We start from the raw sequence: 26,204 nt of genomic DNA, 5'->3' as shown, positions 1-26,204 counted from the left end.
TCTCAGTTCACAGCGGACGTCGCTTCGACATGACGGGGCAGGGTTATCCGGATACGGGTGCCTCGTTGGCTTTCGGTGTCAGCCGGGCTGTCGATGGTGATTTGTCCATAATGCTCTTCAACGATGGAATAGACCAGTGCAAGGCCCAGTCCGGTACCTTCGCCAGGATCCTTGGTGGTGAAGAAGGGTTCGAACAATCGATCCATGATGTTCTTCGGAATGCCGGTGCCTTCATCTTCGACGATCAGATCGACGGTATGTTCGAAGGCCTCGCTCTTGACCCGTACCGCGCTGCCGGCAGGCGAGGCGTCACGGGCGTTGGACAGCAGGTTGATCAACACTTGCGCCAGGCGCTGCGGGTCGCCCTCGACGCAGTGGTCCGGGTCGCAGAGGTTGAAGAACTGTACTTCGAAATTGCGCCGGTTCAGCGCCAGCAGACCAATGGCATCCTGCGCGACCTCGGCCAGGCATACCGCTTCGTCGTTGTGCTGGTGGCTGCCGGCGTGGGCGAAGCTCATCAGCGACTGGACGATGCGCGACACGCGTTTGGTCTGTTCGAGGATCTGCCCGCTGATTTCGGTGATCTCGCCGTCTTCCTCGCGTTCCTCGCGCAGGTTCTGCGCCAGGCAGGCGATACCGGTGATCGGGTTGCCGATTTCATGGGCAACCCCGGCCGCCAGGCGGCCGATGCTCGCCAGGCGCTCGGAGTGCACCAGCTTGTCCTCGAGCATCTGCGTTTCGGTCAGGTCTTCGACCAGCAGCACCAGCCCGCTGTTGCCAGGGGCCAGCGGTTCGTCGATCGCCGCCTTGTGAAGGTTCAGCCAGCGGGTCTGGCCGTCGAGGGCCAGGCGTTGCTTGTGCAGGTGTTCGTCCGGCAGGTTGATAAAACCTTGCAACAATTCTCTCCACGGCTCGCCCAGGGTCGGCAGGCGCGAGCCGACCACTCGTTGCGCGGCGACGCCGGTGAGTTCCTCCATGGCCCTGTTCCACATCAGGATTTCCTGGTCCTTGGCCAGCGAGCAGACGCCCATCGGCAATTCCTGCAGGGTCTGGCGGTGGTAGCGGCGCAGGGCATCGAGTTCGGCGGCCAGGCCGGTCAGGCGCGAGTGGTAATCCTCGAGTCGGCTTTCGATGAAGTGGATGTCCTCGGTCACGTAGCTTTCGCCGCCAGCCTTGTAGGGCAGGAAGGTCTCGACCATGTCCTGGGCCACGCTCGGCCCCATCAGGCCGGACAGGTTGGCCTCGATCCGGTCGCGCAGGCGACGCAGGGCGTAGGGGCGGCGCTCGTCGAAGGGCAGGTAGAGGTCGCGCAGGGCCTGTTCGACTTCCTTCTGCGCCGCCTTGGCTCCCAACGGCTTGGCCAGTTGCGTGGCGAACTCCTGGGGCGAGGCGGCATGCAGTTCGCGGCGCTGCGGACGACGGACGTTGTCGACTGCGCAGGCCTCGGCGGCACTGGCCTCCTCGGTGCTGGCATTGCTGAACAGCGAGACCAGGGTGAACATCAGCACGTTGGCCGCCAGCGAGGCGATCGCCGCCATATGCCAACTGGTGTCGTCCAGCACGTAGATCATGTTCAGCAGCGGAATATAGAAACCCTGCAGGTTGCCGACCAGCGGCAGCATCATGGTCACCAGCCACACCAGCACCCCGGCCATCAGACCGGCGATGAAACCGCGCCGGTTGGCGGTCGGCCAGTACAGCACCGACAGCACGCCCGGCAGGAATTGCAGGGTGGCGACGAAGGCGACGATACCGAGGTTGGCCAGGTCCTGTTCGGCGCCCAGCAGCAGGTAGAAGCCATAGCCGGCCATGATGATCGCGACGATCAGGGCGCGGCGGGTCCACTTCAGCCAGCGGTAGATGTTGCCCTCGGCCGGTGGCTGGTAGAGCGGCAGCACCAGGTGGTTCAGGGCCATGCCGGAGAGGGCCAGGGTGGTGACGATGATCAGCCCGGTGGCCGCTGACAGCCCACCGACGTAGGCCAGCAGGGCCAGGGCCGGGTTGTTCGCGGCGATACCGATACCGAGGGTGAAGTACTCCGGGTTGGTGGTGGCACCCAGCTTCAGGCCAGCCCAGAGAATCAGCGGTACCGCCAGGCTCATCAGCAACAGGAACAGCGGCAGGCCCCAACTCGCGCTGACCAGCGAGCGCGGGTTGAGGTTCTCGGTAAAGGCCATGTGATACATGTGCGGCATCACGATCGCCGAGGCGAAGAACACCAGCAGCAGGGTGCGCCAGGGGCCTTCCTGCAGCGGGGTGTGCAGGGCGGCGAGGGCGGTCTGGTTCTGCAGCAGCCACAGTTCCAGTTGCTGCGGGCCGTCGAATACGCCGTAGAGGGCATAGAGACCGACGCCGCCGATGGCCACCAGCTTGATCACCGACTCGAACGCGATCGCGAACACCAGGCCCTGGTGCTTTTCCCGGGTGGCGATGTGCCGGGAGCCGAAGAAGATGGTGAAGAGCGTGACCAGGGCGCAGAAACTCAGGGCCACGCGATGCTGCACCGGCTCGCGGGTGAGGATGCCGATGGAGTCGGCCACGGCCTGGATCTGCAGGGCCAGCAGTGGCAGCACGCCGATCAGCATGAATACCGTGGTCAGCGCGCCGGCCCAGGTGCTGCGGAAGCGGAAGGCGAACAGGTCGGCCAGTGACGACAGCTGGTAGGTGCGGGTGATCTTCAGGATCGGGTACAGCAGCACCGGTGCCAGCAGGAACGCCCCGGAGACGCCGAGGTAGCTGGAGAGGAAGCCGTAGCCATACTGGTAGGCCAGGCCGACCGTGCCGTAGAACGCCCAGGCACTGGCATAGACGCCCAGCGACAGGGTGTAGGTCAGCGGGTGGCGAATGATCGAGCGTGGGATCACGCCCCGTTCGCTGATCCAGGCCACGCCGAACAGCGCCAGCAGGTAGGCGGCGCTGACCAGCAGCATCTGGGTCAGGCTAAAGCTCATCGGCATCTTTTTGGCTCTGCAGGATGAAGGTCACGACGATCAGGATCAGCCAGAGCAGGTACGGCCGATACCAGGCGCCTGTCGCGTCGATCCACCAGTCCATGATCGCTGGCGAGAACAGATAGATCCCGACGACCAGGAGCAGGACCAATCGATAGATGTACATCCTGGCCTCTCTTTTTTATGACGTGCCCGAAAACGTGCGGCGATGGTAACGGATGGGCGCCAACCTGCAAGGGGCGTCAGTGCAATTGCGCTTCGGCCAGGGTCGCGACCCTGGGTATCAGTGTGGCATCCCAATGGCCAATTCCCCAGTCGAGTACTTCCCGCGGCGTGGCCTGTTCCAGTTCGGCAGGCGGCTTCTGGCCGAGGGTGCGCAGGGCGCGCAACAGCAGCGGCGTGGCCTGGTCGCCGGTCAGCGGCGGCGAGCGGTAGGACTTGCCGAGCTTGTTGCCGTCCGGCTGGATGATCAGCGGGACGTGCAGGTAACGCGGCTGCGGCAGCCCGAGCAGTTCCTGCAGGTAGAGCTGGCGCGGCGTCGAGTCGAGCAGGTCGGCGCCGCGGACGATATCGGTGACGCCCTGCCAGGCGTCGTCGAGCACCACTGCCAGCTGGTAGGCGTAGAGGCCGTCGCGGCGACGGATCACGAAATCGCCGGCTTCGCGCCCCAGGTGCTGGCGCAATTCGCCCTGGACCCGGTCCTGGAAGCTGTAGCTGAGCTCCGGGACACGCAGGCGGATGGCCGCGTTCTCCTGGGCATGGCCAAGGTTGCGGCACAGGCCCGGGTAGACCCCGTGGTAGGCCTCCAGCTCCTTGCGCGAGCAGGTGCAGGCATAGGCCAGCCCCTGGCTGAAGAGGCGATCGAGTACCTGGGCGTAGGCGTCGTGGCGTTCGCTTTGGCGGATCAGTTCGCCGTCCCACTCGAAACCGTAGCGCTCCAGGGCGTCCAGAATGGCGGCCTGGGCGCCCGGCACTTCCCGTGGCGGGTCAAGGTCTTCCATGCGCAGCAGCCAGCGGCCGCCGACCGCGCGGGCATCCAGGTAGGAAGCCAGGGCCGCGACCAGCGAGCCGAAGTGCAGGTGTCCACTGGGAGTAGGGGCAAAACGACCGACGTAGGCGGGAGAAGCAGTAGAGGCAGTCATGGAGGGCAGGGTACTGGAGAATCCGCAGGTGGTGCCAGCAGGCGCAGAAACGAAAACGGAGCGTTCGCACGCTCCGTTCGTTCAGTTCGGCGAGGGTTACTTGCCGACCTGTTTTTCCTTGATTTCTGCAAGGGTCTTGCAGTCGACGCACATGTCAGCGGTCGGTCGGGCTTCCAGTCGGCGGATGCCGATCTCGACGCCGCAGGATTCGCACCAGCCGTACTCTTCGTCCTCGATGAGTTGCAGGGTCTTGTCGATCTTCTTGATCAGTTTGCGTTCGCGGTCGCGGGCGCGCAGTTCGAGGCTGAATTCCTCTTCCTGGCTGGCGCGGTCGGCGGGATCAGGAAAGTTGGCTGCTTCATCTTTCATGTGATCAACGGTGCGGTCGACTTCCTGCATCAGGTCCTGCTTCCACTTCTGCAGGATCTTGGTGAAGTGCTTGCGCATGGGCTCACCCATGTACTCCTCGCCCTGGCTTTCAACGTAGGGTTCGAAGCCGCTGATCGACTGGATGTTTTGCTGCTTTGCTTGGGTGGGCATGTAATGGACCGCCTCTACTCTTCTAATCCATTGCGCAGGATTGAAACGTCACCGACACCTGCCGGCCCTGCGGCTGCAAGCGGGCGAACTTACCAGATCAAATCGGGGCGCGCTACTCCCGGTTGTCGAGCCTGGCGGGACGGGATGGCCGATAATTCATTTTAGTCAATCCTGGCCATGATGTCGGAATGCTTCGCCGCCGGTCTTCATGGACTTCGCCGATGTTTTAAAGGTTCCCGGTGGGCTGCGCTCGGGTAAGATCGGATTTTGCCCAACCCGATTTTGCCTACACGAATGCAAGGAAGGCCAATGGCTCAGTCCTACAGTGCGCGCAGCCGCGCGATCGAACCGTTCCACGTGATGGCCCTGCTGGCGCGCGCCAACGAATTGCAGGCCGCCGGGCACGACGTGATCCATCTCGAAATCGGTGAGCCGGATTTCACCACTGCCGAGCCGATCATCCAGGCCGGCCAGGCGGCCCTGGCCGCGGGCAAGACCCGCTACACCGCCGCCCGTGGCTTGCCGGAGCTGCGCGAGGCGATCTCCGGGTTCTACCGCCAGCGCTATGGCCTGGCGATCGACCCGCAACGCATCCTGGTCACGCCCGGTGGTTCCGGGGCATTGCTGTTGGCCAGCAGCCTGCTGGTCGACCCGGGCAGGCACTGGTTGCTGGCCGATCCGGGATACCCGTGCAATCGTCACTTCCTGCGCCTGGTCGAAGGGGCTGCACAGTTAGTACCGGTCGGACCGGATGTGCGCTATCAGCTGACGGCCGAGCTGGTCGACCGGCATTGGAACGAGAACAGCGTGGGTGCCCTCGTCGCCTCCCCGGCGAACCCGACCGGGACCTTGCTGGGCGGTGATGAACTGGCGAGCCTGTCGAAGGCGGTCAAGGGCCATGGCGGTCACCTGGTGGTGGACGAGATCTACCACGGGCTGACCTACGGTTGCGACGCCACCAGCGTGCTCGAAGTCGATGACAGTGCCTTCGTTCTAAATAGCTTTTCCAAATATTTCGGCATGACCGGTTGGCGCCTGGGATGGCTGGTCGCACCGCCGGAGGCCGTGGCTGAACTGGAGAAACTGGCGCAGAACCTCTACATCAGCGCCCCGAGCATGGCCCAGCATGCCGCCCTGGCCTGTTTCGAGCCGCAGACCCTGAGCATTCTCGAAGAGCGTCGCGCCGAATTTGCCCGTCGTCGGGACTTCCTTCTGCCGGCGTTGCGCGAGCTGGGCTTCGGCATCGCGGTGGAGCCTGAAGGCGCGTTCTACCTGTACGCGGATGTCAGCGCGTTCGGCGGCGATGCCTTCGCGTTCTGCAAGCATTTCCTGGAGACCGAGCACGTGGCGTTCACTCCGGGCCTGGATTTCGGTCATCACCTGGCCAGCCATCATGTGCGTTTTGCCTATACCCAGAGCCTGCCGCGCCTGCAGCAGGCGGTGGAGCGGATTGCCCGTGGCCTGCGGAGCTGGCAAGGCTGATGCGTTTTTCTCCTGCACTCGAAGAGGGACGGCTGATCAAGCGCTACAAGCGCTTCCTGGCGGATATCGAGACCGCCAGCGGTGAATGGCTGACTATCCACTGCCCGAACACCGGCTCGATGCTCAACTGCATGGTCGAAGGCGGGCAGGTCTGGTTCAGCCGTTCCAACGACCCCAAGCGCAAGCTGCCCGGGACCTGGGAAATCGGCGAGACGCCCCAGGGACGGCTGGCATGCATCAATACGGCACGGGCCAACCCGCTGGTCGAGGAGGCCCTGCGTGCCGGGCTGATCAGTGAACTCGATGGCTTCACCGGCTTGAAGCGCGAAGTTGCCTACGGCCAGGAGAACAGCCGGGTCGATTTCCGCCTGGACTACCCGACGGGGCCGGCGTTCGTCGAGGTCAAAAGTGTCACCCTCGGCTTCGATGACTCCGCGGTGGCGGCCTTTCCGGATGCCGTCACCCAGCGCGGCGCCAAGCACCTGCGCGAACTGGCCGCGCTGGCGCGCGAGGGGGTACGGGCGGTGCAGTTGTACTGCGTCAACCTGACCGGAATCGAGGCGGTGCGTCCGGCACAGGAAATCGATCCCGGCTACGCCCAGGCCCTGCGTGAGGCAGTGGCGGCAGGTGTCGAGGTGTTGGCCTACGGGGTCAGCCTGACGCCTGAGGAAGTTCGCGTGGACCGGCGCCTGCCAGTACTACTCTAGGCCCGCACCCAGATGCCCTCGGCGTCTTCCCGGCAGGGCAGCGCCGTCAGCGACTGGCCGGCACAGGGCCCGGCCACGCATTCACCGTTTTCGATCAGGAACAGTGCGCCATGGGTGGCGCACTGGATCAGGCTGGCGCTGGGATCGAGGAACTGGTCGGGTTGCCATTCGAGGGCAATGCCACGGTGTGGGCAGCGATTGCGATAGACATACACCTGCCCGGCACGACGCACTGCCAGCAGCGGGCTGCCGTCCAGGTCGAAGCCACGGCTGCTGTTGTCGGCGAGGGTGTCTGAAGCACAGAGAAATTTCATTTCGATCCTTTGCAAGCCGCTCCGGCCTTTAATTAAGGGGAAGGATACGGCAGGCGATGGGATGGGGTGAAACCTGTGACAGGAGATGTCTCGGGTTGACGTCCAAATGCAAATAATTATCAAATAACCGTTTGCTCGAGGGCGAACGGGCACCTGCCTGTCCCTGGGGCCTGTCGCTCGATCATCTTTCGAAGGATATTTGTCCATGCGCCTGAGTTCATGTCTGATTGCACTGGGGGCCGGGCTTGCGCTCAGCCATGCGGTGATGGCCGAGCAAGTGCCGCAGCGTTGGGTCAGTGCCGGCGGCGCGTTGTCGGAGTGGGTCAGTGCGCTGGGTGCGGAGTCGCACCTGGTGGGGGTCGACACCACCAGCCAGCACCCCGAGACGCTCAAGGCCCTGCCAAGCATCGGTTATCAGCGCCAGCTGTCGGCCGAGGGCATCCTGAGCCTGCGCCCGCAGATCCTGATCGGTACCGAGGAAATGGGGCCGCCACCCGTTCTGGCGCAGGTGCGTGGCGCCGGAGTGCGGGTCGAATTGTTCTCCGCCGAGCCGGACCTGCCGAGCCTGCAAGGCAACCTGCAGCACCTGGGCCGGTTGCTGGGTGACGAGCCGCGGGCCGCGCAGCTGTTCCAGGGTTACCGGCAGCAGCTCGACCAGCAGCAGGCCAGCCTCAGGCAGGTTCAGGCCGGGCAGCCGGCGCCAGGGGTCTTGCTGCTGATCGGAAATGCCGGGGGCAAGCCGCTGATCGCCGGCAAGGGCACCGCCGCCGAATGGCTGGTGACCCAGGCCGGCGGGCATAACCTGGCCACCCATAATGGCTACAAGCCTTTCTCGGTCGAGGCCCTGGCCGGATTGAATCCCGAGGTGCTGGTGTTCGCCGATCGCAGTCTGAGCGGCGATGCCGCCCGCCAGGCGCTGCTCAAAGAGAACCCGATCCTGGCCTCGACCCGCGCGGCCAAGGCCGGGCGGGTCTTCGAGCTGGATCCGACCCTGCTGGTCGGCGGGCTTGGGCCGCGCTTGCCGGCGTCGCTGAAGAAACTCACCGGGGAGTTCTACGCGAAGGGTTCGTCCGCACCATGACCGTGCTGGTCAAGCCTCGTACCTTGTTCGTCGGCCTGGGCCTGCTGTGCCTGCTGGCGACCTGGCTGTCGCTGGCCTTGGGCCCGGTCAGCCTGCCGCTGGCCGATATCCTGCGGGCGGCATTGCGCCTGCTGGGCGTGGCGTTGCCGGCCGAGGGGCTGGAGCAGGCGGAGCTGATTCTCGGGCAGATCCGTCTGCCCCGTACCCTGTTGGGACTGTCGGTGGGTGGAGTGCTGGCATTGTCCGGGGTGGCGATGCAGGGATTGTTTCGCAATCCCCTGGCCGACCCGGGGCTGGTGGGGGTGTCCAGCGGCGCGGCGCTCGGGGCGGCGATTGCGATCGTCGGAGGGGCGGCCTTTGGCGGATTGCCGGAGGTGATGGGCCCCTACCTGTTGTCCCTGTGTGCCTTCCTCGGCGGATTGGGGGTGACGGCGCTGGTCTATCGGCTGGGGCGGAGCAATGGCCAGACCAGCGTGGCAATCATGCTGTTGGCGGGGATCGCGCTGACGGCCCTGGCCAGCTCGGCGGTTGGGTTGTTCACCTATCTGGCCGACGACGCGACCTTGCGGACCCTGACGTTCTGGAACCTGGGCAGTCTCAATGGCGCCAGTTATGCGCGCCTGTGGCCACTGTTGCTGATTACGGTGGGCGTGGCGCTGTGGCTGCCACGCCGGGCCAAGGCCCTGAATGCACTGCTGCTTGGTGAGTCGGAGGCCGGCCACCTGGGGATCGACGTCGAAGGACTCAAGCGTGAGCTGGTGCTCTGTACCGCTCTGGGCGTGGGGGCGGCGGTGGCTGCCGCCGGCATGATCGGCTTCATCGGCCTGGTGGTGCCGCACCTGGTGCGGCTGCTGGCCGGTCCGGATCACCGGGTGTTGCTGCCGGCGTCGGTGCTGGCTGGCGGTACCCTGCTGCTGTTCGCCGACCTGGTCGCGCGGCTGGCGTTGGCCCCGGCGGAACTGCCTATCGGCATCGTCACGGCATTCCTCGGCGCGCCTTTCTTCCTGTATCTGCTGTTGCGGGGACGTGCCTGATGCTACGAGCGCGGAACTTGACGGTCTGCCGCGGTGCGCAGCCTGTGCTGGCGGGTATCGATCTCGAACTCCGGCCAGGCGAGTTGCTGGGGGTTCTCGGCCCGAACGGGGCCGGCAAGAGTACCTTGCTCGGTGCCCTGGGCGGCGAACTGGCGCCAAGCGAGGGCGAGGTCTGGCTGGACCAGCAGCCCCTGGCCCAATGGAAGGGCGCGCAAAGGGCGCAGCGCCTGGCAGTACTGCCGCAGAGCTCGACCCTGGATTTCGCCTTTCGGGTCGAGGAGGTCGTCGGCATGGGGCGCCTGCCGCACCAGAGCGGGCAGGTACGTGACCGGGAAATCGTCAGCGAGGCCCTGCAGGCCGCCGATGCGGCTCACCTGGCCGGGCGCAGCTACCTGGCGTTGTCGGGCGGCGAACGCCAGCGTGTGCACCTGGCGCGCGTGCTGGCGCAGCTCTGGCCGGGCCATGCAGGCCAGACCCTGCTGCTCGACGAACCGACCTCGATGCTCGATCCCCTGCATCAGCACACCACCCTGCAGGCGATTCGTGAATTTGCCGACCGTGGCGCCGCAGTACTGATCATCCTGCATGACCTGAACTTGGCGGCACGTTACTGCGATCGCCTGCTGCTCCTCGAACAGGGCAGGCCCCGGGCCCTGGCCAGTCCGGCCGAGGCCCTGCAGGCGGACCGGCTCAAGGCCGTGTTCGGCCTGGAGGTGCTGGTGCTGCCTCATCCCGAGCGGGGGCATCCGCTGATCATTGCCCGCTGAGTTCAGGTCGCCACGTCAGCCAATCCGTCGATTGGCTGTAGGTACATCTGGAAACAGCTGTCTTGGAGGTCCACTGCCTGGTCTTTGTGAGATTTTTGCGTGTTGGTGCAGCGATGTTTCCTGTTCTTGTGTAGCCAGGGTCTTTGTCTTTGGCTTGCCATGATTTCCGCCGAATGACTCCTTTATTGTGTCCACAACGTGCACGGCGCGTTGCCTGGGGTCCTGGCCGCGCAGATGCAATGATCGGATGTGGGAGCAGACATGAAGCAGATGAACCAGACGGATCGGCAGTTGGCGCAACAGGCCCTGGGGCTGCTCGACCTGACCTCGTTGAGCAATGACGACGATGCCGAGCGCATCGTATCGCTGTGCCAGCGGGCCCTGACGCCCTTCGGGCCGGTTGCCGCGGTATGCGTCTTTCCGCGTTTCGTCGCCCTGGCCCGGCAGACGCTCGACAGCCTCGGCGCGCAGGAGATCCGGGTGGCCACGGTGGTCAACTTTCCCTATGGCGGGCCGAACGTGGCCTCGGCGGTTTCGGAGACGGAAGCGGTACTCAGGGCTGGGGCGAATGAGGTGGACCTGGTCTATCCCTATCGCTCGCTGCTGATGGGCGATACGCAGACGGGGTTGACCATGGTCGCGGCCTGTCGCGACCTGTGTGTCGGCAGGGCCCGGCTCAAGGTGATCCTGGAGACCGGCGAGCTGCGTGACCCGCAGATGATTCGCCAGGCCAGCCAGGATGCGATTGCCGCCGGTGCCGACTTCCTCAAGACGAGTACCGGCAAGGTGCTGGTCAACGCCACCGAGCAGGCGGTGCGCATCATGCTCGAGGCTATCGCCGAGCGCGGTGGGCTGGTTGGCTTGAAGGCGGCGGGGGGGATTCGTACCCTGGCCGATGCGCGGACCTACATCGAACTGGCCAGGAGCCGTTTCGGTGCGGGCTGGGTCGACGCCGACCATCTGCGCCTCGGTGCCTCGGGACTGCTGGACGAATTGTTGGCGCAACTGGAGTGGTCGACGGAGCCGTCGGGCGGCCGCTGACGATCAGCGGATTACAGGCAAAAAAAGACCCGGCAAAAAGCCGGGTCAATAACCGTGATTAGCCTGATGAGGAGATAATCTGAGAGTCCGAACCAGGGTCCCTTCAGAAAATCCAACCGATCTCGCGATCAGTTGTGATAATCATAACGATTCTCATTTCTAAGTCAACCGCTTTTTTTCGACCGTTCGTCGACACTTCCTTCATGGCTCAGTGGGACTGCCGGGTGGCGGTCAGGCGGGTGACTTCCCGGTTCAGCAGGTCGATGCGGCGCGCCATGCTCTGGATCAGGCTGTGGGCAATGCGCGGGTTGCTCTGGGTCAGGCTGAGGAACTGCTCCTTGGGGATCAGCATGACCGAGCAGGGCTCGCTGGCGATTACACTGGCGCTGCGTTTCTCGCCGGTGAACACGGCCATGGCACCGAAAATTTCATCCTTGGGCACGTCACCGACCTTGTGCCCGTCGACAAAGGCCTCGGCATGCCCGTTGATGATGATGAACACGTGGTCGGCATCGTCGCCCTGGCGGATCAGCACTTCGCCAGCGGCGACCTGTTGGAAACCGTTGCTGCTGCGAAACTCCGGCTGCTTGAGCCGGGTCACGGCATCCGTCAGCAAGGCTGTCTGGCCCACCAGGTAGCGCAGCAGCATTTCACTGCGGGCTTCGTCGGCGTAGATGTGCTGGAACACCGCGCGTCGCTGGTAGGGCAGCAGGCGTAGCGGGCCATCGCTGCTCAGCAGGCAACGGGGCCAGTCGATACCCTGGCGCAGTCCCACCAGGTCGCCTTCATGCAGGTAGAACAGGGGGCGTTCGTCGACCCTGGCATGCACCAGGCCGCTTTCGATCAGGTAGAGCCGATCATCGGCCAGTTGCGGGGCAAGGTCGGGGCTTTCTTCGAGTTCAATGGCTTCGCCGCAGGGGGACAAGCCTTCCAATAGTCGAGCGGGAATGCTCTGCAGCCGATTGATCAATTCATCGGCGTATGCCGGTTGCTCCCCGAGTAGATACATGACAGACCTGCACAATCAATTCTTATGGCGTGACGATATCGCTTCCAACTGTTTATTCAAGGCTTCTTTGCGTTCCAGCGGGATGTCATTCCAGTGAATGTCCATCAAGGCGCCCTCGATAGCGTACAACAGCACTTTCGAGGCTCTGAATCCGCGGGTTCTCACGGCACGATAGGCATCCACTGCCCCGAGTCGACGCAAATCCGATGCGCTGTGGATGCCCACTGCGTGAAGCCATTGCGCCGATGTCTTGCCCAGGTTTTTCAGGTGTTGCAGTTCATCGTTCATCAAGCCTCCTTGCGATGGCCGAACGCTGCGTTGACGAGAGTAGGCAAGCCTGAAAAGAGTGTAGCGGTCAGTAGGAAAAGCGTGGTTCGTTGGTCGGTTTGTGCGTAAAAGCTTCTAAGGCGCAGCGCGCAAGAGCACGAGTCATGAGGGCGTGGTATGCGCGATAGCTGCCGCTGTCCAGGGCCCCGATTGGCGCTGGACCCAGCGATTGCCACTGTGCCGGAGGGGTTATTCCGGTTCGTAGCGCATCCGCGTGCCGAACTGTACCGACATCAGGATTTCCGCTGCCTTCAGCTGTGGCGGGAAATAGGCACCGGAAATCTGCGCGTGGGCCACGCTGGCACCTTCGAGTCGGGAGTTCTGGAAATCCACCCCGCGCAGGTCGGCGGAACGGAAGTAGGCATTGGTGAAGTCGATCCCGTCGGCATTCAGTTCGCGCAGGTCGAGACCGCGGAAGTCGCCGCCGCGCATGTCGATCGGGCCGTCCTTGGGGCGGGCCTTGTTGAAACCGGCAACATCATCTTTATGCAGCAGGGCATACAAGGCGGAATCAAGAAGCTTGGGCTGGCTCATGGGGCGTTTTCCGTTGGATTTATGACGCCAGTATAATGCCACTATGTTTCAACCGTGAAGCCATTGCGGCTTCACGGTTGAATATAGTTTCTACAGATTAGGCAAGCGCAGGCGAATTTGCGCGATCAGGGTGTCGAGGCTGCCGCTTTCGTTGGTCTGGACACGCTTGGTGCGCAGGATTTCATCGGCACCCAGCGCTTCACGGGAGGCCTGCTGCGCAGCGATGACGTCCAGGGTCGCATCGGAAGGGTCGACGGCGTCGGCCTGACGTTGGGCCAGCCAGCTTTCGATCACGGCCTGGGGGGCATCGCAATCGATGATCAGGCACGGCGCGCCGGTGGCCTCGGCAATCGCGGCAGCGGCATCGCGCTGTTCGCGCTTGAGGTAGGTGGCGTCGATCACCACCGGGAAGCCGGCGCGCAGGATGACCTCGGCGATTTCGTGCAGGCGCTGGTAGGTCCGTGCGCTGGCGTCCTGGCTATAAATGCCGCTGCCGACGTCGTTACCGCCTTGCTGCTGGCCGAACAGGCGCTTGCGTTCAACGTCCGAGCGCAGGCGTACCGCACCCAGAGCTTCGACCAGGCGCATGGCCACATGGCTCTTGCCGACGGCGGAGACACCGTGGGTGACCGCCAGGAAGCGCGAGGGAATGGTGCTGTAGCTTTCCGCCAGGTTGGCGTAGTTGCGGTATTGGCGCAGGGTGGTGGCGCGCTGCACCGCAGTGGCCTCGGGCGACAGGCTGAACAGGGCGACCTTGGCCCGTACCAGGGCGCGATAGGCCTTGTAGAAGTTCAGCACTTCCAGGCCCTGGTAGTCGCCGGTCAGCTCCAGGTACTGGCTGATGAAGCGCCGGGCCAGGCTCTTGAGGCCGCGGTCCTCCAGGTCCATGGCCAGGAAGCCGATGTCGGCATAGACGTCGGTGAAGCGGAACGGTTCGTTGAACTCGATGCAATCGAAGATCACTACCTTGCCGTCGATGACGGTGGCGTTGCCCAGGTGGATATCGCCGTGGCATTCGCGGATGAACCCTTCGGCCTTGCGCTGGGCGAACAGCGGCTTGAGGCGTTCGAAACTGGATTCGGCCCAGGCTTGCAGGGCATCGAGTTGTTGCAGGTCAGCCTTGTCCTGAAGGAAGGGGAGAATCTGCTCAAAGTTTTGTCGGACTGGGTCCATGACCGCTTCCGGCGTGCCTTGGTAGTGTTCCTGCGGCACGTGCGGGGCGTTCAGGTGGAAGTGTGCGATCTGCTCGGCCATCTCGTCGATGTGCCGGGCCGTCAGTTCACCGTTGGCCTGCAGGGTGCTGAGCAGCTGGCTCTGCGGGAACTGGCGCATTTTCAGCACGTACTCGATGGCCGGACCTTCGCCGCCCAGTCGTGGCGCTTCGGCGCTGCCGGTGATTGGCAGGACTTCCAGGTACAGGTCGTCGGTCAGGCGCTGGTTCAGGCGCAGCTCTTCATTGCAGAAGTGCCCACGGGCAGACAGCTCGGTGAAATCGAGGAAACCGAAGTTCATCGGCTTCTTGATCTTGTAGGCGTAGGAGCCAGTGAGCAGCACCCAGGAAATATGGGTCTCGATGAGCTGGAATCCTTCTACCGGGTGCGGGTAGAGGGCCGGGTTTTGCAGGGCGGCGATCAGGGATTGGCTCACGAGCGATCCTTCAGAGGTCAGAAAATCAAGGGCGTCATTATGGCCGCTCGGGAGGGGAGTGCAAACCGCCGGGTGTGCATGTTGATCATGAATAAAGTGCGTATAATCCGCGCCCATGACTCGTACCCGATCCCCTCGTTCCAAACCCAAACCTCCGTCCGGTGGCCTTCGTCCCTGGCTCGGCTGGGCCCTCAAGCTCAGTCTGGTCGGGCTTGTGGTGCTGGCCGGTTTTGCCGTCTACCTCGATGCCGTGGTGCAGGAGAAATTCTCCGGCAAGCGCTGGACCATCCCGGCCAAGGTCTACGCCCGGCCGCTGGAGCTGTTCGTCGGCCAGAAGCTGAGCAAGGAAGACTTCCTGACCGAGCTCGATGCCCTGGGCTATCGGCGCGAACCGGTGGTCAATGGCCCTGGCGCTGCGTCCGTCAATGGCAACACGGTCGACCTGAATACCCGTGGCTTCCAGTTCTACGAGGGGATGGAGGCCGCGCAGCCGGTACGCGTGCGTTTCTCCGGCGACTACGTGGCGGAGCTGGCCGGGCTCAACGGCTCGAAACTGTCGGTGGTGCGCCTGGAGCCGCTGCTGATCGGTGGCCTGTACCCGAAGAACCTCGAAGACCGCATCCTGATCAAGCTCGACCAGGTGCCGCCGTACCTGCTCGATACCCTGGTGACCGTGGAGGACAGGGACTTCTACCACCACTTCGGGGTGTCGCCGAAGTCGATTGCCCGGGCCATCTGGGTCAACACCTCGTCCGGGCAGATGCGCCAGGGCGGCAGTACCCTGACCCAGCAGCTAGTCAAGAACTTCTTCCTGACCAACGAGCGCAGCCTGAGCCGCAAGCTCACCGAAGCGATGATGTCCGTGTTGCTGGAGGTGCATTACAGCAAGCAGGAGATTCTCGAGGCCTATCTCAACGAGGTCTTCATCGGCCAGGACGGCCAGCGCGCCGTGCACGGCTTTGGCCTGGCGAGCCAGTTCTTCTTCAGCCAGCCGCTGTCCGAATTGAAGCTGCACCAGGTCGCCTTGCTGGTGGGCATGGTCAAGGGGCCGTCCTATTACAACCCGCGGCGTTATCCGGACCGGGCCCTGGAACGACGTAACCTGGTACTCGACCTGCTGGCCCAGCAGGGCGTGGTGACGACCGAGCAGGCCGAGGCCGCGAAGAAGATGCCGCTGGGCGTGACCAAGCGTGGCAGCCTGGCCGACAGTTCGTTCCCCGGCTTCCTCGACCTGGTCAAGCGCCAGTTGCGCGAAGACTATCGCGACGAAGACTTGACCGAGGAGGGGCTGCGCATCTTCACCAGCTTCGACCCGATCCTGCAGATGAAGGCCGAGGCCTCGGTCAATGACACCTTCAAGCGCCTGGGGGCTCGCAAGGGCGCCGAGGATGTGGAGGCGGCGATGGTGGTGACCAACCCGGAAACCGGTGAGGTCCAGGCCATGATCGGCAGCCGGCAGCCCGGATTCGCCGGTTTCAACCGCGCCCTGGATGCCGTGCGCAACATCGGCTCGCTGATCAAGCCGGCGGTGTACCTGACCGCGCTGGAAAAACCGAGCCAGTACACCCTGACCAGTTGGCTGTCGGATGAAGCCTTCTCGGTGAAAGGCGCGGACGGACAGGTCTGGAAACCGCAGAACTTCGATCGCCGCTCCCATGGCACGATCTTCCTGTATCAGGGGTTGGCGCATTCCTACAACCTGTCGACGGCACGTCTTGGCCTGGAAGTCGGTGTGCCGAACGTCCTCAAGACAGTTGCCCGCCTTGGGATCACCCGCGAGTTCCCGGCCTATCCGGCGATTCTGCTGGGTGCAGGCGGCATGACGCCGATGGAAGTGGCGACCATGTACCAGACGCTCGCCAACGGCGGCTTCAATACGCCGATGCGCGGTATCCGCAGCGTGCTGACGGCCGAGGGTGAGCCGCTCAAGCGTTACCCGTTCCAGGTCCAGCAGCGTTTCGATCCGGGCTCGATCTACCTGATCCAGGCGGCGATGCAGCGGGTAATGCGCGAAGGTACCGGTGCCAGTGCCTACAACGTTCTGCCCAAGACCCTGACCCTGGCGGGCAAGTCCGGTACCAGTAACGATTCCCGTGACAGCTGGTTCGCCGGTTTCAGCCAGGACCTGCTGGCCGTGGTCTGGCTGGGTCGCGACGACAACGGCAAGACACCATTTACCGGTGCCACCGGCGCGCTGCAGGTCTGGACCAGTTTCATGAAGAAATCCGATCCGCTGCCGCTGGACATGCCGCAACCGGATAACATAGTTCAGGCCTGGATCGATCCTCACACCGGACAGGGTACCGATGCCAGTTGCCCAGGCGCAGTGCAGATGCCGTATATTCGCGGCAGCGAGCCGGCGCCAGGTGCCGCTTGCGGTGGCTCGGTGCCTGCGCCGGCCAGCGAAGTGATGGATTGGGTCAAGGGCTGGTTGAATTAAGCGAAGAGGGTTTGCAGTGAACAAGTGGTGGTTTCCAGCTTTTACAGCTCTGGCTTTGCTTGGCGGTTGCTCGAGCGTGCCCCATGGTTCGATCCCGGTCGTCGACTCCGGGACCGCTGTCTCCAACAATGACCGGATTTCGGCCAACGGCGGTTTCCGCCAGACCACCATCCGCCGTACCACGCCGAACCAGGCCCAGGCCGTTCCGCAGGATTCCGGCGTCGTGGTGATGGTGCCGGGTGGTGGTGCCGCGACTTCCGCGCCGATCAGCAGTGAACCCTGGACTCCCGGCCCGTCCACGACCGGGCCGATCACCCCCGGTCCGGTGGACAGCACGCCGATCCAGACGTCGTCGATCAACCAGGGCAGCTATGGCATGTCGCAACCGACCGGTATCCCTTCCGGCAACGGCGGTGGCCTGTCGGCGGACGAGCAACTGGACGGTCCGGTCCTGGCCCTGCTGACCACTGCGCAGCAGCAACAGTCGAGCGGTGACCTGAACGGTGCTTCGTCGAGCCTGGAACGCGCCCAGCGCGTTGCCCCGCGTGAGCCGCAAGTGCTTTACCGCCTGGCCCAGGTACGCATGGCCCAGGGTGATGCGCCGCAGGCTGAACAGCTGGCACGACGTGGCCTGGGGTTCGCCAACGGTCGTCCAGACCTGCAGGCCAGTCTCTGGGAACTGATCGCCCAGGCGCGGGAAAAGCAGGGTGATGCCGCCGGTGCCGCCCAGGCTCGCCAGAAAGCCCGGGTCAACCTCTGATGGATAGCCGCTTTCCGTTGATCGCCGATCAGTTGCTGCTGATCGAGCGCGAGTTGCGCGCCCAGGGCTGGTGGGATGAGGTGCCGCCCAGCGAGGCGTCACTGTCCAGCGTCGAGCCGTTCAGCGTCGATACACTCGGGTTCGAGCAGTGGTTGCAGTGGATCTTCCTGCCGAAGATGAAGGTCATCCTTGAGGATGACCTGCCGCTGCCCAATGCTTCGGGCATCCTGGCCATGGCCGAGATGGTCTATGGCCAGCGTCCGGGGGAGGGCGTGGAGCTGCAGGCGTTGCTGGCGCAGTTCGATCGGCTGATCAGCGAGTCGCGCTGATCTGTGGCGAGGGGGCTTGCCCCCATTGGGCAGCAGGGCGGCCCTGAAGCCTGTCGCCGCGTTGTGTCAGGCAGATTGTGTCTGGCGTGATCGCTGCTGTGTTGCCGCCGAGCGGGAACAGGCCCACGCGACCAGACCCCTTTTGCAAGAATTCAGGAACAGTGATCCTCGATCGCCTTGCGCGTCTCGACCAGGCGCGTCTGCCGTTCCTCATCGGTCAGCCGGTGCAATTCCCCATTCACTTCCTCGCGAACCCGCGGGTCGTTCAGTAGTTGCGCCAGGTTGGTCCTGGCCTTCTCGCAGAACACCTTGCGCGACGCCTCCTGTTCGGCCACCTGTTTCTTGACCTTGGCATCCACCGCATTCTGGTCACCCACGGGGGCGCTGGCCGGGAGTGTGGCCTTGGACGGCGATGGTGGACTGCTGATCGCCGGTTTCACCTCGGTGGCGGACTGCCCGGGCGGCGGCGTGGCATCGAAATGGGTCACGCCCTGGGCGTCCACCCACTTGTAGATCGGGTTGGCCAGGCACAGCGGGCTCAAGGCAAACAGCAGGCTGGCCATGAGAATGCTCGTACGCATCGGGTTTCCTTGTCAGGCGGTTCAAGCAGCAACCTAGCACATTCCTTGTGTAATGGTTTTCTTCTGCATTCTCATGCGCTTAGTTCGAAGAAAGCGCACAGATGACTTGACTTGAGCGAGGCGAATCAGAACAATCCAAAGTCCGCTGTAGAGGGACTGCCAGAAGCAGACCCACTCGGCAGATCATGAGGCGCACATCCGCGCCGACCTGTTACACCCGCAACGCGTTACCTCGCGCTGGGTGGGAAACCCCCGCAACACTTTGGGGCACTCCCAATACTTGCTCAGTCAGTGCTGACGTAGTCGGCGACCACCGTCGCTCATGCTCTGCCGAGAAGTAAACCTATTAAGACCCGTCTCCAGTGTCTGTGGACGGTATTCTGGCGTTTTAGAGGTGAACAACGTGGAGCTTTTATCTGGCGGTGAGATGCTCGTCCGCTTCTTGCGTGACGAAGGCGTCAAATATATCTACGGGTACCCGGGTGGTGCTCTTCTTCATGTCTACGATGCCCTGTTCAAAGAGCCGGAAGTGAATCACATCCTGGTTCGTCACGAGCAGGCGGCTACCCATATGGCTGACGGCTATGCCCGTGCCACCGGCAAGGCCGGCGTGGTACTGGTGACTTCCGGGCCTGGCGCGACCAACGCCATTACCGGTATCGCCACTGCCTACATGGACTCCATCCCGATGGTGATCATCTCCGGTCAGGTGCCCAGCACCCTGGTCGGTACCGATGCGTTCCAGGAAACCGACATGATCGGTATCTCCCGGCCGATCGTGAAGCACAGCTTCATGGTCAAGCACGCTTCGGAGATCCCGGAGGTCATGAAGAAGGCGTTCTACCTGGCGCAATCCGGCCGTCCTGGTCCTGTCGTTGTCGATGTCCCGAAAGACATGACCAACCCGGCCGAGAAGTTCGAATACGTTTTTCCAAAGAAAGCCAAGCTGCGCTCCTACAGCCCGGCGGTACGTGGCCACTCCGGCCAGATCCGCAAGGCTGCCGAAATGCTCCTGGCTGCCAAGCGCCCGGTGCTCTACTCCGGCGGTGGCGTGATCCTCGGTGGTGGCTCCGCGCCGCTGACCGAACTGGCGAAGATGCTCAACCTGCCGGTAACCAACACGCTGATGGGCCTGGGTGGCTATCCTGGCACCGACCGCCAGTTCGTCGGCATGCTCGGCATGCACGGCAGCTACACCGCCAACCTGACCATGCACCATGCCGACGTGATCCTGGCCGTCGGTGCGCGTTTCGACGACCGTGTCATCAACGGTGCGCCGAAGTTCTGCCCGAACGCCAAGATCATCCATGTCGACATCGACCCGGCCTCGATCTCCAAGACCATCAAGGCAGACGTGCCTATCGTGGGTCCCGTGGAGAGCGTGCTGACCGAAATGGTCGCTGCCCTCAAGGATATCGGCGAGACTCCGAACAAGGAGTCGGTGGCCAGCTGGTGGAAGCAGATCGACGAATGGCGCGGCGATCGCGGCCTGTTCCCCTATGACAAGGGTGACGGCAGCATCATCAAGCCACAGACCGTGATCGAGACCCTGTGCGAAGTGACCAAGGGCGATGCCTTCGTCACCTCCGACGTGGGTCAGCACCAGATGTTCGCGGCGCAGTACTACAAGTTCAACAAGCCCAACCGTTGGATCAACTCCGGCGGCCTGGGCACCATGGGCTTCGGTTTCCCGGCGGCCATGGGCGTCAAGTTGAGCTTCCCGGACTCTGACGTCGCCTGCGTGACCGGCGAAGGCAGTATCCAGATGAACATCCAGGAGCTGTCCACCTGCATGCAGTACGGCCTGCCGGTGAAGATCGTCAACCTGAACAACGGTGTGCTCGGCATGGTCCGCCAGTGGCAGGACATGAGCTACGGCAGCCGCCACTCGCACTCGTACATGGAATCGCTGCCTGACTTCGTCAAGCTGGTCGAGGCCTACGGTCACGTCGGTATCCGTATCACGGATCTGAAGGACCTGAAGCCGAAGATGGAAGAAGCGTTCGCCATGAAGGATCGCCTGGTGTTCCTCGATATCCAGGTCGATACCAGCGAGCACGTCTATCCGATGCAGATCAAAGACGGCTCCATGCGCGATATGTGGCTGAGCAAGACGGAGCGTACCTAACATGCGGCACATCATTTCCCTGCTTCTGGAAAACGAACCGGGTGCTCTGTCCCGTGTAGTCGGCCTGTTCTCGCAGCGCAACTACAACATCGAAAGCCTGACCGTGGCGCCGACCGAAGACCCGACCCTGTCGCGTCTGACGCTGACCACTGTCGGGCATGATGAGATCATCGAGCAGATCACCAAGAACCTGAACAAGCTGGTCGAGGTGGTCAAGCTGGTCGACCTGTCGGAGAGTGCTCACATCGAGCGCGAGCTGATGCTGGTCAAGGTCAAGGCCACCGGCGCCCAGCGCGCCGAGATCAAGCGCACCACCGATATTTATCGCGGGCAGATCGTCGATGTCAGCGCCAGCGTCTATACCGTGCAATTGACCGGTACGAGCGACAAGCTGGACAGCTTCATCCAGGCGATCGGGACGGCCTCGATTCTGGAAACCGTACGCAGTGGCGTCACCGGGATTGCCCGTGGCGACAAAGTACTGAGCATCTAATCTCAATCAATTTAGCGAATGGCCTCACGGCCTGGATATATAGGGGTATTTCATGAAAGTTTTCTACGATAAAGACTGCGACCTGTCGATCATCCAGGGCAAGAAAGTCGCCATCATCGGTTACGGCTCCCAGGGCCACGCACAAGCCTGCAACCTGAAAGACTCCGGCGTCGACGTCACTGTCGGCCTGCGTAAAGGCTCGGCTACCGTTGCCAAGGCCGAAGCCCACGGTCTGAAAGTGGCTGACGTTGCTACCGCCGTTGCTGCTGCCGACCTGGTCATGATCCTGACCCCGGACGAGTTCCAGGGCCAGCTGTACAAGAACGAAATCGAGCCGAACATCAAGAAGGGCGCTACCCTGGCCTTCTCCCACGGCTTCTCGATCCACTACAACCAGGTCGTTCCACGTGCTGACCTGGACGTGATCATGATCGCGCCGAAGGCTCCAGGCCACACCGTACGTTCCGAGTTCGTCAAGGGTGGCGGTATCCCTGACCTGATCGCTATCTACCAGGACGCTTCGGGCAACGCCAAGAACGTCGCACTGTCCTACGCGGCCGGCGTTGGCGGTGGTCGTACCGGCATCATCGAAACCACCTTCAAGGACGAGACCGAAACCGACCTGTTCGGTGAGCAGGCCGTTCTGTGCGGCGGTACCGTTGAGCTGGTCAAGGCCGGTTTCGAAACCCTGGTCGAAGCTGGCTACGCGCCAGAAATGGCCTACTTCGAGTGCCTGCACGAACTGAAGCTGATCGTTGACCTCATGTACGAAGGCGGTATCGCCAACATGAACTACTCGATCTCCAACAACGCCGAATACGGTGAGTACGTGACTGGCCCAGAGGTCATCAACGCCGAGTCCCGCCAGGCCATGCGCAACGCTCTGAAGCGCATCCAGGACGGTGAATACGCGAAGATGTTCATTGCCGAAGGTGCGACCAACTACCCATCGATGACCGCCAAGCGTCGCAACAACGCTTCGCACGGCATCGAGATCATCGGCGAGCAACTGCGCTCGATGATGCCTTGGATCAGCGCCAACAAGATCGTCGACAAGACCAAGAACTAAGTTCCGGTCCTGTCTGGAAAAACGCGGCCTAGGCCGCGTTTTTTCGTTTAGGGGGCGGCTTCTGGTATAAAGCTGCATCGTTTGGCGGCCGAACGCCGGTCGCGAACCCCTGTCGAATCATTTTTCACCGTTGCAAGGTACTGTCCATGAGCGAACGTCCCGAAGAGCCGAACCAGGCTCCCGACGCCGAAAGCCTGCTGCCGATCGATGAGCATGTCGAAGAAGGGCATGACGACGAAGGCCGTAAGGTCCGGCATCGTGGTATCTATCTGCTGCCCAACCTGTTTACCACGGCGAACCTGTTTGCCGGTTTCTACGCCATCATCAGTGCGATGAGCGCACAGAGTGCCGCCAGTGCCGGGGATCCGGCCGGGGCGAGCAAGTATTTCGCGTTTTCCGCGATCGCGATCTTCGTCGCGATGGTGCTCGATGGTCTTGACGGGCGGGTGGCCCGGATGACCAATACCCAGAGTGCCTTCGGCGCCGAATATGACTCGCTGTCCGACATGGTCGCCTTCGGCGTGGCACCGGCACTGCTGGCCTTTGGCTGGGCGCTGGGTGACATGGGCAAGGTCGGCTGGATGGTGGCCTTCATCTATGTGGCCGGCGCGGCGTTGCGCCTGGCGCGCTTCAACACCCAGGTCGGTACGGCCGACAAGCGCTATTTCATCGGCCTGGCCAGCCCGGCAGCGGCCGGCGTGGTGGCGGGTACGGTCTGGGCGTTCAGCGACTACGGTATCCAGGGTTCGAAGATGTCCTTCCTGGTGGCGCTGCTGGTGGCGGCGGCCGGCATGCTGATGGTCAGCAACATCAAGTACAACAGCTTCAAGGAGCTGGATCTCAAGGGGCGCGTGCCGTTCGTTGCGATCCTCGCCGTGGTGCTGGTGTTCGCCGTGGTGTTCAGCGACCCGCCGCGCATTCTGCTGCTGATTTTCCTCGCCTACGCGGCATCGGGTCCGATCCAGTACCTGCTGCATTTGCGTCGGAACAACAGCGGTAAATGATGTAATTTCCCCCAGACTCCGTAGTCTATTGGTACATCTGTCATCCAATACTGCGGAGTCGTCATGCTGATCAAGCTATCCCGAACCTCCGACTCCCGGGAGTCGGAGGTCACGCCTGAAACACTCTACCTTTCTCGTCGCAGTCTGTTGGGCGGCTCCGTGGCTGCCTTGGCGCTCGCTGGCATGCCGGGCTGGGCCGCTGCCGAGTCGGCGCGCTATGCCGATGTCGAGGCGGGCCATGCGCCGTCCTGGTTTACCGGCAAGTTGCCGGATACCCGCTGGGGCGCGGTGACGGTCAAGGATGAGGCCATCACCCCGTACAAGGACGCTACGCACTACAACAACTTCTATGAGTTCGGTACCGACAAGGGTGACCCGGCGCAGAATGCCGGAGCACTGAAGACCGAGCCCTGGTCGGTGGTGATCGATGGCGAGGTCGGCAAGCCCGGACGTTATGCCCTCGAAGACTTCATGAAGCCTTATCAGTTGGAGGAGCGGATCTATCGATTGCGCTGCGTCGAGGCCTGGTCGATGGTGATTCCGTGGATCGGCTTTCCGATTTCGGCGCTGCTCAAGCAGGTCGAGCCGACCTCCAGGGCAAAGTACATCCGTTTTGAAACGCTGCAGGATCCCAAGAGCATGCCGGGCCAACGCTCCGGGTTTGCCCTGATCGATTGGCCTTATGTGGAAGGGTTGCGTCTGGACGAGGCGATGAACCCCTTGGCGATTCTGGCCGTGGGCATGTACGGGCGTGAACTGCCGAATCAGAACGGCGCGCCGTTGCGCCTGGTGGTGCCGTGGAAGTATGGCTTTAAGAGCGTCAAGTCGATCGTGCGGATCAGTCTGGTGGAAGAGCAGCCGAAAACCACCTGGCAGAGCATTGCGGCGAACGAGTATGGCTTCTATGCCAACGTCAATCCTGCGGTCGATCACCCGCGTTGGAGCCAGGCCCGGGAGCGGCGCCTACCCAGTGGCTTGTTCAGCCCGAATGTACGGGAGACGCAGATGTTCAATGGTTATGCGGAGGAAGTCGCCTCCCTGTATGCCGGCATGGATCTGCGGAAGAACTATTGATGCGATATCCGTTGTGGCGCCTGAGTGTGTTTGTCGTGGTGATGGCCTGGCCGTTGCTCTGGTTGTACCAGGCCTGGATTTTCGCCCTGGGGCCGGACCCGGGCAAGGTACTGGTCGATCGCCTGGGTTTGGGGGCGCTGGTCCTGTTGCTGGTGACACTGGCGATGACACCACTGCAGCGACTGGTTGGCTGGGCCGGCTGGATAGCGGTGCGGCGGCAGTTGGGGCTTTGGTGTTTTGCCTATGTGTTGCTGCACCTGGCGGCCTACCTGGTGTTTGTACTGGGGCTGGATTGGTCGCAGTTGGGGGTGGAGTTGAGCAAGCGGCCCTACATCATTGTCGGGGCCTTGGGGTTCCTGGGACTGCTGGCACTTGCCGTTACCTCGAATCGCTATAGTCAGCGGCGGTTGGGCAGGGCGTGGAAAAAGCTGCATCGCCTGGTCTATGTGATCCTCGGGCTGGGGTTGTTGCACATGTTGTGGATCGTGAGGGCGGACCTCAAGGAATGGACGGTGTATGCCGTTGTCGGTGCCTTGCTCCTGCTGTTGCGTGTCCCGGGGATTGCGCGGAGGATTCCGCGGCTCGCGGCAAGTAAGCCGGCCTCCAGCAAATAGGGGCGTGAATGCATGTCCCTGACTTTTATGACAGAAATCTGAAAATAACGGTTGACGCTGGTTCCCAGGGGCCTATAATGCGCCCACTTCCGGCGCGGACTGAACGGAAAACTCCTTGAGATTCAATGAGTTATCAGGTTTCAGGCAGCGCAGTTTCAAATCATCGAAACACGGAAATGGCTGTAAAAGAGGTGTTGACAGCAGCGTGTAACGCTGTAGAATTCGCCTCCCGCTAACGAGAGATCGGAAGCGCAAGTGGTTGAAGTTGAAGAAGAAATTCTGAAAACTTCTGAAAAAAATCACTTGACAGCAAATGAGGCTGCTGTAGAATGCGCGCCTCGGTTGAGCGAACAGCTCACCCAACGCTCTTTAACAACTGAATCAAGCAATTCGTGTGGGTGCTTGTGGTGTAAGACTGAATAGTCACTAGATTATCAGCAGCACAAGTGACCATGCGAGAAATCAAATGAGTCATTTGAGTATGCTGAGCCAAGTTTAGGGTTTTCTCAAAACCCAAGCAGTATTGAACTGAAGAGTTTGATCATGGCTCAGATTGAACGCTGGCGGCAGGCCTAACACATGCAAGTCGAGCGGATGAGAGGAGCTTGCTCTTCGATTCAGCGGCGGACGGGTGAGTAATGCCTAGGAATCTGCCTGGTAGTGGGGGACAACGTTTCGAAAGGAACGCTAATACCGCATACGTCCTACGGGAGAAAGCAGGGGACCTTCGGGCCTTGCGCTATCAGATGAGCCTAGGTCGGATTAGCTAGTAGGTGAGGTAATGGCTCACCTAGGCGACGATCCGTAACTGGTCTGAGAGGATGATCAGTCACACTGGAACTGAGACACGGTCCAGACTCCTACGGGAGGCAGCAGTGGGGAATATTGGACAATGGGCGAAAGCCTGATCCAGCCATGCCGCGTGTGTGAAGAAGGTCTTCGGATTGTAAAGCACTTTAAGTTGGGAGGAAGGGTTGTACGTTAATACCGTGCAATTTTGACGTTACCGACAGAATAAGCACCGGCTAACTCTGTGCCAGCAGCCGCGGTAATACAGAGGGTGCAAGCGTTAATCGGAATTACTGGGCGTAAAGCGCGCGTAGGTGGTTCGTTAAGTTGGATGTGAAATCCCCGGG

The 26,204-nt window shown here is 62.4% G+C and carries 25 protein-coding genes and 1 rRNA gene (1 of these 26 running past the window's edge); 16 read left to right on the top strand and 10 right to left on the bottom strand.

What is annotated here, in order from left to right; genetic code table 11:
• Positions 1-2: 2 nt before the first annotated feature.
• The 4 genes from HU752_RS28585 to dksA all read right to left on the bottom strand — a co-directional run bounded on the left by HU752_RS28585 (position 3) and on the right by dksA (position 4,633).
• Positions 3-2,957: a sensor histidine kinase gene (locus HU752_RS28585; RefSeq protein WP_186687398.1), complete on the bottom strand. Its 2,955-nt coding sequence runs from the start codon at positions 2,955-2,957 to the stop codon at positions 3-5.
• The gene (locus HU752_RS28580; RefSeq protein ID WP_003176118.1) at positions 2,941-3,117 is read right to left on the bottom strand and encodes a hypothetical protein; all 177 of its coding nucleotides are present in this window, start codon (positions 3,115-3,117) and stop codon (positions 2,941-2,943) included. Before HU752_RS28580 ends, HU752_RS28585 begins: the two co-directional genes overlap by 17 nt.
• 76 nt (positions 3,118-3,193) lie before the next feature.
• Positions 3,194-4,093: a tRNA glutamyl-Q(34) synthetase GluQRS gene (gluQRS, locus tag HU752_RS28575; protein ID WP_186687395.1), complete on the bottom strand. Its 900-nt coding sequence runs from the start codon at positions 4,091-4,093 to the stop codon at positions 3,194-3,196.
• Between the two features lie 96 nt (positions 4,094-4,189).
• Positions 4,190-4,633: an RNA polymerase-binding protein DksA gene (dksA, locus tag HU752_RS28570; protein ID WP_017904154.1), complete on the bottom strand. Its 444-nt coding sequence runs from the start codon at positions 4,631-4,633 to the stop codon at positions 4,190-4,192.
• Between the two features lie 309 nt (positions 4,634-4,942).
• Here dksA and HU752_RS28565 point away from each other — a divergent pair, with 309 nt between their 5' ends.
• Both HU752_RS28565 and sfsA read left to right on the top strand, forming a co-directional pair.
• Positions 4,943-6,115 carry a pyridoxal phosphate-dependent aminotransferase gene (locus HU752_RS28565; RefSeq protein WP_186687392.1) on the top strand — a complete coding sequence of 391 codons (1,173 nt, stop codon included), beginning with the start codon at positions 4,943-4,945 and terminating at the stop codon, positions 6,113-6,115.
• Positions 6,115-6,822 (top strand): DNA/RNA nuclease SfsA, encoded by a 708-nt coding sequence (gene sfsA / locus HU752_RS28560; RefSeq protein ID WP_186687388.1) that lies wholly within the window; start codon positions 6,115-6,117, stop codon positions 6,820-6,822. The genes HU752_RS28565 and sfsA overlap by 1 nt, the downstream gene beginning before the upstream one ends.
• Here sfsA and HU752_RS28555 read toward each other — a convergent pair.
• The gene (locus HU752_RS28555) at positions 6,819-7,136 is read right to left on the bottom strand and encodes a Rieske (2Fe-2S) protein (RefSeq protein ID WP_186687385.1); all 318 of its coding nucleotides are present in this window, start codon (positions 7,134-7,136) and stop codon (positions 6,819-6,821) included. The genes sfsA and HU752_RS28555 overlap by 4 nt on opposite strands.
• A gap of 205 nt (positions 7,137-7,341) precedes the next feature.
• On the opposite strand from HU752_RS28555, the gene HU752_RS28550 reads away from it, so the two are divergent.
• The 4 genes from HU752_RS28550 to deoC all read left to right on the top strand — a co-directional run bounded on the left by HU752_RS28550 (position 7,342) and on the right by deoC (position 11,059).
• Complete coding sequence (locus HU752_RS28550; protein WP_186687382.1) at positions 7,342-8,217, top strand: heme/hemin ABC transporter substrate-binding protein; 876 nt, start codon at positions 7,342-7,344, stop codon at positions 8,215-8,217.
• Positions 8,218-8,267: 50 nt separating this feature from the next.
• Complete coding sequence (locus tag HU752_RS28545; RefSeq protein WP_186687530.1) at positions 8,268-9,251, top strand: FecCD family ABC transporter permease; 984 nt, start codon at positions 8,268-8,270, stop codon at positions 9,249-9,251.
• Positions 9,251-10,018: a heme ABC transporter ATP-binding protein gene (locus HU752_RS28540; RefSeq protein ID WP_186687379.1), complete on the top strand. Its 768-nt coding sequence runs from the start codon at positions 9,251-9,253 to the stop codon at positions 10,016-10,018. The genes HU752_RS28545 and HU752_RS28540 overlap by 1 nt, the downstream gene beginning before the upstream one ends.
• A 261-nt stretch (positions 10,019-10,279) precedes the next feature.
• Positions 10,280-11,059, top strand: coding sequence for a deoxyribose-phosphate aldolase (gene deoC, locus HU752_RS28535; protein ID WP_186687376.1), 780 nt, complete (start codon positions 10,280-10,282; stop codon positions 11,057-11,059).
• Positions 11,060-11,267: 208 nt separating this feature from the next.
• On the opposite strand, the gene HU752_RS28530 is transcribed toward deoC, so the two are convergent.
• From HU752_RS28530 to HU752_RS28515, 4 genes are all read right to left on the bottom strand, one after another.
• Complete coding sequence (locus HU752_RS28530) at positions 11,268-12,068, bottom strand: Crp/Fnr family transcriptional regulator (protein WP_186687372.1); 801 nt, start codon at positions 12,066-12,068, stop codon at positions 11,268-11,270.
• 15 nt (positions 12,069-12,083) lie between these two features.
• On the bottom strand, positions 12,084-12,356 hold the full coding sequence (locus HU752_RS28525) for a TfoX/Sxy family protein (RefSeq protein WP_010444127.1): 273 nt from the start codon (positions 12,354-12,356) through the stop codon (positions 12,084-12,086).
• 228 nt (positions 12,357-12,584) lie between these two features.
• Positions 12,585-12,929, bottom strand: coding sequence for a pentapeptide repeat-containing protein (locus tag HU752_RS28520; protein ID WP_186687370.1), 345 nt, complete (start codon positions 12,927-12,929; stop codon positions 12,585-12,587).
• Positions 12,930-13,019: 90 nt separating this feature from the next.
• The gene (locus tag HU752_RS28515) at positions 13,020-14,576 is read right to left on the bottom strand and encodes a bifunctional aminoglycoside phosphotransferase/ATP-binding protein (RefSeq protein ID WP_186687368.1); all 1,557 of its coding nucleotides are present in this window, start codon (positions 14,574-14,576) and stop codon (positions 13,020-13,022) included.
• A gap of 115 nt (positions 14,577-14,691) precedes the next feature.
• On the opposite strand from HU752_RS28515, the gene mrcB reads away from it, so the two are divergent.
• Genes mrcB through HU752_RS28500 form a run of 3 tightly spaced genes read left to right on the top strand, consistent with a single transcriptional unit; the run spans position 14,692 to position 18,105 of the window.
• On the top strand, positions 14,692-17,016 hold the full coding sequence (gene mrcB, locus HU752_RS28510; protein ID WP_186687366.1) for a penicillin-binding protein 1B: 2,325 nt from the start codon (positions 14,692-14,694) through the stop codon (positions 17,014-17,016).
• Positions 17,017-17,032: 16 nt separating this feature from the next.
• Complete coding sequence (locus HU752_RS28505; RefSeq protein ID WP_186687364.1) at positions 17,033-17,776, top strand: tetratricopeptide repeat protein; 744 nt, start codon at positions 17,033-17,035, stop codon at positions 17,774-17,776.
• Positions 17,776-18,105 (top strand): YqcC family protein, encoded by a 330-nt coding sequence (locus HU752_RS28500; protein WP_186687362.1) that lies wholly within the window; start codon positions 17,776-17,778, stop codon positions 18,103-18,105. Before HU752_RS28505 ends, HU752_RS28500 begins: the two co-directional genes overlap by 1 nt.
• A 152-nt stretch (positions 18,106-18,257) precedes the next feature.
• On the opposite strand, the gene HU752_RS28495 is transcribed toward HU752_RS28500, so the two are convergent.
• Positions 18,258-18,686, bottom strand: coding sequence for a DUF4124 domain-containing protein (locus tag HU752_RS28495; RefSeq protein ID WP_186687360.1), 429 nt, complete (start codon positions 18,684-18,686; stop codon positions 18,258-18,260).
• A 403-nt stretch (positions 18,687-19,089) separates the two neighbouring features.
• Here HU752_RS28495 and HU752_RS28490 point away from each other — a divergent pair, with 403 nt between their 5' ends.
• The 7 genes from HU752_RS28490 to HU752_RS28460 all read left to right on the top strand — a co-directional run.
• Positions 19,090-20,814 (top strand): acetolactate synthase 3 large subunit, encoded by a 1,725-nt coding sequence (locus HU752_RS28490; RefSeq protein ID WP_186687358.1) that lies wholly within the window; start codon positions 19,090-19,092, stop codon positions 20,812-20,814.
• Position 20,815: 1 nt separating this feature from the next.
• The gene (gene ilvN, locus HU752_RS28485; RefSeq protein ID WP_010444113.1) at positions 20,816-21,307 is read left to right on the top strand and encodes an acetolactate synthase small subunit; all 492 of its coding nucleotides are present in this window, start codon (positions 20,816-20,818) and stop codon (positions 21,305-21,307) included.
• Between the two features lie 52 nt (positions 21,308-21,359).
• Positions 21,360-22,376, top strand: a complete 1,017-nt coding sequence (gene ilvC / locus HU752_RS28480; protein ID WP_186687356.1) for a ketol-acid reductoisomerase — start codon at positions 21,360-21,362, stop codon at positions 22,374-22,376.
• 146 nt (positions 22,377-22,522) lie between these two features.
• On the top strand, positions 22,523-23,380 hold the full coding sequence (gene pssA, locus HU752_RS28475) for a CDP-diacylglycerol--serine O-phosphatidyltransferase (RefSeq protein ID WP_186687353.1): 858 nt from the start codon (positions 22,523-22,525) through the stop codon (positions 23,378-23,380).
• 63 nt (positions 23,381-23,443) lie between these two features.
• A complete protein-coding gene (gene msrP / locus HU752_RS28470; protein WP_186687350.1) occupies positions 23,444-24,454 on the top strand; it encodes a protein-methionine-sulfoxide reductase catalytic subunit MsrP in 1,011 nt (336 codons plus the stop codon).
• Entirely contained in the window at positions 24,454-25,068 is a 615-nt protein-coding gene (msrQ, locus tag HU752_RS28465) for a protein-methionine-sulfoxide reductase heme-binding subunit MsrQ (RefSeq protein ID WP_186687345.1), read from the top strand. Before msrP ends, msrQ begins: the two co-directional genes overlap by 1 nt.
• A 525-nt stretch (positions 25,069-25,593) precedes the next feature.
• Positions 25,594-26,204, top strand: a 16S ribosomal RNA gene (locus HU752_RS28460); it runs 926 nt beyond the window's last position.

This window comes from Pseudomonas vanderleydeniana (assembly GCF_014268755.2).
Taxonomy (GTDB): Bacteria; Pseudomonadota; Gammaproteobacteria; order Pseudomonadales; family Pseudomonadaceae; genus Aquipseudomonas; species Aquipseudomonas vanderleydeniana.
The sequence above is the reverse complement of the archived record's forward strand: the minus strand, read 5'-3'. Positions and strand labels throughout refer to the sequence as shown.